Source organism: Castellaniella sp. (assembly GCF_047971665.1).
In the GTDB taxonomy this organism is placed as follows: Bacteria; Pseudomonadota; Gammaproteobacteria; order Burkholderiales; family Burkholderiaceae_B; genus Castellaniella.
Genome location: NZ_JBKEAA010000037.1, coordinates 19,256 through 28,843 on the forward strand (window position 1 = coordinate 19,256; position 9,588 = coordinate 28,843).

The following is a 9,588-nucleotide window of genomic DNA, read 5'->3' on the forward strand; positions in this document are numbered from 1 at the left end:
CGCCTCTCCTGTATTCGTCGTGAGGACAGGATAGGAAAACGGCGGTCGCGCGGACAGTCGCAAAGCTACGGCGGTATTTCTCGCGGAAGCTAGCGGCCGGTGCGCGACAATTGTCCCGCCACGTGACAGCGGTACGCATGCAAGGGCGCCTCGGGACGGGGCAGCAGCGCCTGCGGCTGTTCGCAACCGGCGGTCGCCCAGGGACAGCGGCTGACAAAGAAACAGCCGGATGGCAACACGGTATTGCCGGGCAGTTCCGCCGGCGCCTGCGGCGCGGCCTCGGGCCAGGGCCGGTCCAGGCGCGGCACCGCATCGAGCAATTCACGCATGTAGGGATGGCGCGGGGATTCAAGCACCTCGGCCACCGGCCCCTGTTCGACCACCTGCCCCAGATACATCACCGCCACACGGTCGCACAGATGGCGCACGACCGAAACATTGTGCGAAATCAGCACGTAGGTCAGACCGTGCGTGACGCGCAGCGCCTGCAACAGATTGAGGATCTGCGCCTGGACAGAGACATCCAGGGCGGAGGTCGGTTCATCCAGCACGATCACGTCCGGCCCTGGCGCCAGCGCCCGGGCAATGGCGATCCGCTGGCGCTGCCCGCCGGAGAACTCATGCACGTAGCGATCGAGATGTTCGGGCCGCAGGCCCACTTGCAGGGCCAGGGCATCTGCGCGCGCGCGCAGATCGACCTTGCGCATGCGGCCCGATCCGCCCGCCCCTTCATCCCTGATTTCCCGACGCGCGACACGCGCACGGCGGCCGGCAGCCACCAGCGGTTCGATGATCACCCGCCAGGCGGGCAGACGCGGATCCAGCGAAGATTGCGGGTCCTGGAACACGATCTGGACATCGGCCGGACAGCCATCGGGACGCGGCAGCCGCCGCATCTCGCCCTCGGTGGGCCGCAGCAGGCCCATGAGCACCGCCGCCAGGGTACTCTTGCCGCAGCCGGATTCACCGACGATGCCGAAAGCCTCGCCGCGTCGCACTTGCAGGCTGACGCCGTTGAGCGCATGCGCATGGCGCACCACCCGCCCCCGCCAATCCTGAGCCAGCGGGAACCGCACATGCACGTCCAGGACCTCCAGCACCGGCCCGTCCTGCACCGCCCCCGCGCCCGAATGCGTCCCGTCATCCGCGCCCGGCCTGTGTGCCACGGGTGATGCGCGCGTGTCCAGGACCGTCATGGCGCGGCTCCCCCGGAATGTGACACCCGGCCGGACTCGAGGGGATGCCAACAGGCCGCCGCCGGGACCGATCCGTCCTGCGCCGCGTCCAGAGGCTGCAACTCAGGCCGGCGACGGCAGGTCTGGTCGGCGAAGGCACAGCGGTCGAAAAACACACAGCCCGACGGCGGCTGGCGCATGTCCGGCACCCGCCCTGGAATCGCCACCAGATCGGCGCCCGGCCCGGCGCGCTCCGGCAGACCATCGAGCAGGCCGCGCGTATAGGGATGGCGAGGCGCACTCAGCACTTGATGGGTCGGCCCCTGTTCGACCACCGTTCCGGCATACATGACGTACACCCGGTCGCAGAACTGCGACACCACGGCCATGTCGTGCGTGATGAACAGGATCGCGGCGCCTCGCTCGCGCGCCCGGTGGCGCAGCAACTGCAACACCTGGCGCTGCACCGTCACGTCCAGCGCCGTGGTCGGCTCATCGGCGATCAGCAGCGCCGGATCACAGGAAAACGCCATCGCCACCATCACTCTCTGGCGCATGCCGCCCGACAGCTCGAAAGGATAGGCCCGCAGCGTGCGGGCTGGATCCGGGATCATCATGTCGCGCAGCAGGGCGCTGGCGCGATCCAGCGCCGCGCGCCGGTCCAGGCGGTGATGCGCGCGCAACACGCCCGCCAACTGGTCGCCGATGCGCCGGGTCGGATTCAGGGCAGTCATCGGTTCCTGGAAAATCATCGCCGCTCGACGCCCGCGCCATTGCCGCATGCGCGATTCGGACGCGGCCAGCACATCCTCACCGCACAGGCGCAGACTGCCGCCCGTGACGCGATAGCCGCCGACCGGCAACAGGCGCAGCGCCGCCATGGCGGTGACCGATTTGCCCGAGCCCGATTCGCCCACCACGCCGACGATCTCACCCGGCATGACGCGCAGGCTCACGCCGCCCAGCGCCCGGACGGCGCCGCCAAACACAGGGAATTCCAGCGACAGGTCGCGCACCTCCAGCACGGGAGCCGCCGCCTCACCCCGATCCCGCGCCCCGGCCAACGCCTGCGGCTGCGGACGCCGCCGCATGGACAGGGGGGAGGAATCCGCGCTCATTTGGCCCTCGACTTCGGATCGAGCAGATCGCGCACCCCGTCGCCCACCAGATTGCAGGCCAGCGCCGTCACCAGAATCGCGCAGCCTGGCGTGACGGTGTACCACCATTGATCCAGCAGAAAATTGCGCCCCGTCGCCACCATGGCCCCCCATTCCGCCGTCGGCTGCTGCGCCCCCAGACCGATGAAGCCCAGCGCCGCAGCCATCAGGATCGCGCCGCCGATATCCAGTGTGGCCTGCACGACGATGGGCGAAGCGGCGTTGCGCACCACATGCCAGCGCACCACGTGACGCCGCGTGGCGCCGAACGTCCAGGCCGCCTGCACATAGGCCAGATCGCGGATGCTCAGTGTCTGGCCGCGCGCCAGCCGCACATAGAACGGGATGCGCACCAGCGTGATCGCCAGCATGGCATTGAACAGGCTGGGGCCCAGCGCCGCGGCCAGCGCCATGATCAGCACCAGCGAGGGCACCGACAGCACCATATCCATGGCGCGCATGACCAGCCCGTCGAAACGGCCGCCGATGATGCCGGAAAAACAGCCGATCACGGCGCCCACGGCGCTGGCGCAACCGGCAACGAACAGGCCCACCCCGATGGACTGGCGTCCGCCATAGAGCACCCGGCTGAAAATGTCGCGGCCGACCTCATCGGTCCCGAACCAGTGCGCGGGAGACGGCGCCGCCAACCGCCGCACCAGATTGATGCGCTCGGGATCATAGGGCGCCACCCAGTCCGCCAGGATCACGGCCAGCCCCACCGCCGCGAGAATCGCCAGCCCCAGCAGCATCAGAGGATTACGGCGCAACTGGTACAGCAGATAGCTCATCCGACCTCCCGGATGCGCGGATCGAGCCGGCGGTACAGCAGGTCCACCAGCAGATTCAGGATCACATAGGCAAAGGACACCACCACGGCAAAGCCCATCACAGCCGGAAAATCCAGCGCCTGGATGGAATCCACCACATAGGCCCCCATGCCCGGCCAGCCGAACACTGTCTCCGTCAACACCGCCCCGTACAACAGGTCGCCCAGGGCCAGGCCCAGGACGGTCACCGATGGAATCAGCGCATTGGGCAATGCATGACGGACGACGACGGTCCAGGGATTCAGGCCATAGGCCCGGGCCGTGCGGATGTAGTCCTCGCCCAGTTGCTCCAGCATGGACGAGCGCACCTGCCGCGCCACCACCCCCAGGTGCACGAACCCCAGCGTCAGGGCGGGCAGGATCATGTGCTGCAACGCGCTGCGCCAGACGACCCAGTCGCCGGCCACCGCCGCGTCGATCAGGTACAGCCCGGTCAGACCAGGCGGCGGCGTCAGGCCCTGGTCGATGCGTCCGCCACCGGGCAGCCAGCCGAGCTTGCCGTAGAACACCACGATCAGGCCCAGGCCCAGCCAGAAGGCCGGCGTCGAGATGCCCGTCACCGCCAGCGTGCGGGCCACGTGATCGATGAAACGGTTGCGGTGGACCGCCGACAGCACCCCCAGCGGAATGCCCAGCAACGTGGCCAGCAGCAGCGCCGTCAAGGCCAGCTCCAACGTGGCGGGAAAGAACGCGGCGATATCCTGCAACACGGGTCGGTGCGTACGGATCGACGTACCCAGATCGCCCTGGAGCAATTGCCCCATGTAGCGCAGGTACTGTTGCGGCAGGGGCAGGTCCAGGCCCAGCTGGGTACGGATGTGGGCGACGATTTCCGGTGTGGCGCGGTCACCGGCCACCAGGCGGGCCGGATCGCCCGGCACCAGATGGGAAATGGTGAAGGTGATCAGGGACACCCCGATCACCACCCAGACCAGGCTGGCCAGCCGTCGGCGGACTACGGACAGCCAGGACACATTCATGGCGATGTCATTTCGTCATTTCGTCATGTCGGCCACATTGAACACCCGCTCGAGCATGGGATTGAAGACAAAGCCCTTGACCTGCGCTCCCAGCCCGGCCTGATAGTTTTTCTGGTACAGGTAGGCGTAGGCCGCGTCCTTGACGACCTGAGCCTGAACCTGTTTGTAGAGCGCCACGCGCTGGGCCTGGTCACTGAGCGTGGCGGCCTCGCGCAGCCACTGATCGACCTGTGGATTGGCATAAAAGGAACGGTTGCCCGCCAGGCCTTTCTTGTCCGAGTCGAACCAGTAGCTGGTGAACATGTAGGGATCGGCGAAATCCGGGCTCCAGTTGCCGATGGAAATATCGAAATTGCCCTGACCGAGGTTCTCGCGCAGGGTCGCATTGGCGAGTTTTTCGAGTTTGACCGGCATCCCGATGGCGGTCAGGTTGGCCTGCACCGTCAGCGCGATCGGCTCCCAGGCGGGATCCTGGGTGGAATAGCGCAGCAGCAGCGGTGAAGGCACCCCGCCGGCGGTCTGCACCAGCGCCTTGGCGGCCGCGACGTCCTGTTCTGGCTGAGGCAGCGCGGCGTCATGTCCCCACATGCCCTCGGGGATCGGACCGCGCATCTGCCTGGCCTGCCCCATCATGATCCCGTCCACGATTCCCTGATAATCCAGCGCGGCGACCACGGCGCGGCGCAGGTCGAGGTTCTGCAACGGTCCCTTGGCATTGTTCAGGTACAGATAGGTCACCCGCAGCGACGGGAATTCAGCCACCTGCACACCCCGGTCTTTTTTCAGGGCCTGCAACTGATCCACCGGCAATTCCTCGGCCACATCCAGGTCGCCTTTCTGGAGCTGCAGCCTTCGCGCGGACGACTCGGGCACGATCTTGACCACGAACTCGGCCAGTGTCGGTTTTTTGGAGCCTGCGTAATGCGGATTGCGCTCCAGTTGCAGCGACTGGCCCTTTTGCCAGGACACCAGCCGGTAGGGCCCCGAACCCGCCGTATGGCCCGACAGCCAGGCGTCGGCATCGTCACGCTGCATCGCCTTGGGATTGACGATGGAGGCGCCGTTGTTGGCCAGCGTGTAGAGGAACGGCGCAAAGGGCTTGCTCAGCGTGAAACGCACGGTCCGCCCGTCCAGGGCATCGATTTTCAGGTCGGCGGGGAAGGCCTCGGAAGGCCCCTGCTTTTTGGCCAGCAGCCGCTCGAAAGACTGTTTGACCGCCTGCGCATCCACTGGCGTACCATCGGAGAATTTCTGGCCATCGTTGAGTTTGAACGTCCAGACCAGATTGTCCGGCGAGGCCGACCAGCTGGCCGCCAGATCGCCCTCGACCTCGGTCGATCCCTTGCCATCGACCTGCCTGTAGCGCATCAGGCGCTGATAGGCAGGATAGGTGACCGTCCAGTCGTTGTTGTCGATCGTGATGGCCGGATCCAATGTCTGAGGGTCGGCCGGCTTGCCGATCACCAGGGTATCGGCGGGCGTCGCCGCCCACGCCCCGCCCGCCAGGGCACACGCCCCCGCGCCCATCACCGCCGCCATCAACGCGCGGCGGAATCCCGCTCGAATCATGGATTGCATATCGCCTCCGTCCAATGAAGCCCATCAGCGGGCGCGACCCACCGGATCGCATCCGCGCTACCCTGGCCCGCAAAAGACCGGACTGTCGATTCAGTCCATGACGACCCGGACCATGTCGCTTTCAGGCAGTAACGCATATTCCCGTGCGCCAGGCAATTCGTAGTGCCACCACTCCGTCGGAATCGAACGGAACCCGGCCTGGAGCATGATGCCCAGCAACATGTGCCGATTGCGCTGTGCGCCGGGCGGCAGACCATCGTGGTCATGATGCGACAGATCCCGCATATCGTCGAATCCGGTACCCATGTCCAGCGGCACGCCGTCGGCGTCCAGCAACCCCACGTCCACCGCCACGCCCCGGGTGTGGTTCGAACCCTGGGCGGCATCGGCTACGTAGCGCGGATCCGGCAGTATCCGCCAGAACACCGCCTGGGCCGCCGCAGGACGGTAGGCGTCATAGACGATCAGACTGAGCCCCGCCCGCCATGCCGCGCGCGCCGCCCGACGCAGGCCATCGGCCGCGACCGGCCGCAGGACGCAGCGGGCCTCGGGGGCATAGACTGGCCGGCCGGTCAGGTTGTCGGGCGTAGCATAGGCCAGCGCGATACGCAGGCCATCGGCCTGGGAGACTTCGATCAGATCCGGCAGCATTACCACTTGATCCTTAGGCCGACGGTTCCCTTGATGGCGTAGCTATCGCCGAAACTATTGAGGCTGGTGTAGGCAATGGCTTCGCCATAGACGGAGTACTTATCGTCGTTCCAGTTGTAGCTGCCACCGAGACCCAGACTGCCCCACAGGCGATCCGAGCGGTTGGCGAGGCTGGCGCCAGAGACGTCCACTGATGTCCCGTCAAGGAACTCGTTGTAGAGATTGGCAATGGCGTAGACATGATGACGGCGCACTGTGCCATTCTCCGCCTGCCATGAGGCTTCATTGTCGAGCGTGACGCCCAAACGCCCACGCAGGCTGTCACCGTCCCCAAGTGAGATCGTTGCAGAGCGATGACCGCCAAAGGTCTTGGTGAACGTATCAAAATCGATAGCCGAATATTGCAGCTGTGCTTGCGGCGTTATCGTCCAGCCGCCATTGCCGAAATTATGCAGCTCGATGCGCTTGCCAGCTTCAATCGACAGGGAGTAGCCACTGCCATCATTGTCTTTGACGATTGAGCCAATGGCAGTATCTGATGACAGGTCGCTGTCATACCAAGTGTATTGGCCCTGAGTATCGACATAAAAGCCGTTCTTGCCATACCAGGTCAGCGTGCTGCCGAGGCCATACCCATGGGTTGAGATGTCGCCGTTGCCATAGATCGAATACACATCGGCCAAGGCGTGGACGTAATGAGCCGTGACGCCGCCGATCAGCGAGCCCTTGTCATTTTCGTTCAGCAGGAAGTCCACACCCGCCTGCAGCTTGAGGGTATCGTAATCGTAGTTTGCACCAGTCGTAGACGCGTCCGGGGCGAACTTGACATGCTGGCCTTCAATGCGACCCCAGATGCCGCGTCCTTTGATAAAAGAAGCTGGCACACCAGTATCCGTATCCTCTTCCACCGCGTTCGCGCCATCGGCTGCGCTGTCTGCACCCGAGCCAGACCAGAAGCGATTGCCGACGCGCTGCTGCAAGGTCGGCAGGCCGTTCAGGCCAAGCAGAATCTGAGGATAGGCTTCCGAAACAGGAGCAACAGGGTTGTAGGCTGGACCCGTTGGCGCAACAGGGCTGGTTGGATCCTTTGGATCAACTGGTTGCGTCGGCTTGAGCTCAGACCGCAAATACCAGTCGCCATCCGTTGGCGTTGAGACGCCGTTTTTGTTCAACGTGTATGCATAGGCACCGGCAGCAATAGCTTGCTGGCCATGTATCGTGTAGTCACCGATGAGCGTGAAATCGGCCCCGGAAGACCCGGTTATATCCATGATCTTGATGCCTGCGACAGTTTGTGCTCCGGTGCCGTTAATATTATTCACCGCGATCCAGCCGCTTCCTGTCGTGTTCCCGTTGACAACCAGTAGATCAGTGGCCGAACCGTCACCGCCAAGCACAGTATCTAATTTGATCGTGCCGCCGTTCGTAGCATAATCGCCATTAATTGTGAACGTATCATTCGCCACGCCATCCGAGAAGGCCAGTGTGCCGGCATTGGTGACATTGCCATTTATCGTGAACGCATTACCGGGAGCCGCGCCATTGACCGTACCGCCGTTGTTGATGAAGAGGCCGTAACCGGCGTCGGAGCTTGTGGTCAGTGCATTATCGGAAAAGCTCAACATCGAGTCACTATCGACAACGATATTTTCCCAGTTTTGCAGGTTGCCGCCAGTGGCGGTTACTGTAATTCCGCTGAATTTCAGCGTGTCGATCCAACCATCAGTGACTGAAACGTCATCACCGCCATCAAATAGAAAATCCGGACTGAAATTCGACGTGTGGACAGTGGCCTTGTCAGACCCCGTACCCAGATTGAGCAAGCCTTCAAGATCACCGCCATACCAATCAAACGCATCATCAGAACCGTTCAAAAATACATCACCTTTGATATGGCCGGAATACAGATTCAAAATATCCCGGGATGCATTGTTTGTCGAGTTGATCGCGAACGAGCCAGCGCCAGGCGTAGTTCGTTCGATTCGTCCATAATTATTTATGAGTGTACCGACAGCATTGACAGAGACGGCCTTATCCGTGGCTGTAACGATTCCACTGGCCGAATTATTCAGAGTGAACAAATCCCTTGATAGAACAGAGAACGCTGCCTGAGATCCTTGTATCAGTCCGTTGTTGTCGAATGTCGTTGCGCCAAGATTAGCGGCCGGCGCCAGTGACAGGTCAACGGCGAAATTGCTGCCGCCAAGGTTGTAGGCGATGATCTTCCCATCGTTCAAAACGTGGAGACTCTTAACAACCCCTCCACCGTTGTTACTGAATCCGTCAGATGTCCATGCCGCCCCAGCACCATTATTGACCACCACTCCGTCGGCTGAAATATGTACCTTGAGATCAGCGCCAACCGCAGACTGATAACTACCGTAAGGCATAAAGCCTTTGTTGGGGTCAGACGTATACCCGATATATTTATATGTCGTCGTATTATAATAAATAGCCTGCCGCCAGATAAGCCCGGAGCATTCGAATGTACCCCCGACAGGAATACAACCAGCATTCGCCATGTCAGCGAAAGAAACAGCCATTCCTCCAGCAAGCATAGTCGCCGCACAGACCCTTTTAAGATTCAATTACATTGATATATACCTAGAGTTTATTTGCCAGCGCTATCGCCTGCTCAGGCCCAGGGCGTCCCGCTTATCAGCTTGCCGGAATTTCCGACGCCACCTCTCTATTCCACCAAGGACGTCGCCGTTTCCACCATCGACATTCGTTGACTGAAAACAGCTATTGGAACATCCGAAAATCCCTTCATGCATGGGATCATATGGAACAAATTCTGTCCATTTAAAAACTGTTAAATCTGGATTGGGAGGCGGTCCTGCGACTCGGTCCGTCAGGCCCGGCAGCCCATCGGCGCGTACATCGAGTTGTATGACCCATCTCCGCAGCGGCCAACGAGCAGCAGGCCAGAGAGGCGCTGGCGGCCTTTGCTACTGGCCCTTGGGGCACGAAATATTCGACCATCGGGCGGCCTGGGAGCGAGCCTGGGAGCATGTGGCGTCGTTCTTCATCTTCCCGCCTGACATCCGGCGTGTGATCTACACCACCAACGCCCTCGAGAACATGAACCGGCAACTGCGTGAAATCATCAAGAATCGCGGCCAGTTCCCCTGGGACGAGTCGGCCATCAAGCTGCTGTGGCTGGCCCTCAGGAATGTGCTGGCCAAGCCGTCCCGATCAGTTGCATACATGAAAA

7 protein-coding genes and 1 pseudogene are annotated in these 9,588 nt (G+C 62.5%); 1 reads left to right on the forward strand and 7 read right to left on the reverse strand.

Features of this window, described 5'->3' with window-relative positions; translation table 11 throughout:
• Positions 1 to 89 precede the first annotated feature (89 nt).
• The 7 genes from ACK5JE_RS12750 to ACK5JE_RS12780 all read right to left on the reverse strand — a co-directional run bounded on the left by ACK5JE_RS12750 (position 90) and on the right by ACK5JE_RS12780 (position 8,914).
• Positions 90 to 1,196 (reverse strand): oligopeptide/dipeptide ABC transporter ATP-binding protein, encoded by a 1,107-nt coding sequence (locus ACK5JE_RS12750; RefSeq protein WP_416802074.1) that lies wholly within the window; start codon positions 1,194 to 1,196, stop codon positions 90 to 92.
• Entirely contained in the window at positions 1,193 to 2,293 is a 1,101-nt protein-coding gene (locus ACK5JE_RS12755; RefSeq protein WP_416802075.1) for an ABC transporter ATP-binding protein, read from the reverse strand. Before ACK5JE_RS12755 ends, ACK5JE_RS12750 begins: the two co-directional genes overlap by 4 nt.
• Positions 2,290 to 3,123, reverse strand: coding sequence for a D,D-dipeptide ABC transporter permease (ddpC, locus tag ACK5JE_RS12760; RefSeq protein ID WP_416802076.1), 834 nt, complete (start codon positions 3,121 to 3,123; stop codon positions 2,290 to 2,292). Before ddpC ends, ACK5JE_RS12755 begins: the two co-directional genes overlap by 4 nt.
• On the reverse strand, positions 3,120 to 4,142 hold the full coding sequence (locus ACK5JE_RS12765; RefSeq protein ID WP_416802077.1) for an ABC transporter permease: 1,023 nt from the start codon (positions 4,140 to 4,142) through the stop codon (positions 3,120 to 3,122). The genes ddpC and ACK5JE_RS12765 overlap by 4 nt, the downstream gene beginning before the upstream one ends.
• A gap of 15 nt (positions 4,143 to 4,157) precedes the next feature.
• Positions 4,158 to 5,720 carry an ABC transporter substrate-binding protein gene (locus ACK5JE_RS12770; protein ID WP_416802078.1) on the reverse strand — a complete coding sequence of 521 codons (1,563 nt, stop codon included), beginning with the start codon at positions 5,718 to 5,720 and terminating at the stop codon, positions 4,158 to 4,160.
• A gap of 90 nt (positions 5,721 to 5,810) precedes the next feature.
• The gene (gene ddpX, locus ACK5JE_RS12775; RefSeq protein ID WP_416802079.1) at positions 5,811 to 6,371 is read right to left on the reverse strand and encodes a D-alanyl-D-alanine dipeptidase; all 561 of its coding nucleotides are present in this window, start codon (positions 6,369 to 6,371) and stop codon (positions 5,811 to 5,813) included.
• Positions 6,371 to 8,914 (reverse strand): autotransporter outer membrane beta-barrel domain-containing protein, encoded by a 2,544-nt coding sequence (locus tag ACK5JE_RS12780; RefSeq protein ID WP_416802080.1) that lies wholly within the window; start codon positions 8,912 to 8,914, stop codon positions 6,371 to 6,373. Before ACK5JE_RS12780 ends, ddpX begins: the two co-directional genes overlap by 1 nt.
• A 353-nt stretch (positions 8,915 to 9,267) precedes the next feature.
• On the opposite strand from ACK5JE_RS12780, the pseudogene ACK5JE_RS12785 reads away from it, so the two are divergent.
• Positions 9,268 to 9,588: pseudogene (locus tag ACK5JE_RS12785) on the forward strand (transposase); the annotation flags it as partial.

Coding starts and splice junctions, on each gene's coding strand:
- ACK5JE_RS12765 (WP_416802077.1), bottom strand. CDS start 4,142: ATGAATGTGTCCTGGCTGTCCGTAGTCCGCCGACGGCTGGCCAGCCTG.
- ddpX (WP_416802079.1), bottom strand. CDS start 6,371: ATGCTGCCGGATCTGATCGAAGTCTCCCAGGCCGATGGCCTGCGTATC.
- ACK5JE_RS12755 (WP_416802075.1), bottom strand. CDS start 2,293: ATGAGCGCGGATTCCTCCCCCCTGTCCATGCGGCGGCGTCCGCAGCCG.
- ACK5JE_RS12780 (WP_416802080.1), bottom strand. CDS start 8,914: ATGGCTGTTTCTTTCGCTGACATGGCGAATGCTGGTTGTATTCCTGTC.
- ACK5JE_RS12770 (WP_416802078.1), bottom strand. CDS start 5,720: ATGCAATCCATGATTCGAGCGGGATTCCGCCGCGCGTTGATGGCGGCG.
- ddpC (WP_416802076.1), bottom strand. CDS start 3,123: ATGAGCTATCTGCTGTACCAGTTGCGCCGTAATCCTCTGATGCTGCTG.
- ACK5JE_RS12750 (WP_416802074.1), bottom strand. CDS start 1,196: ATGACGGTCCTGGACACGCGCGCATCACCCGTGGCACACAGGCCGGGC.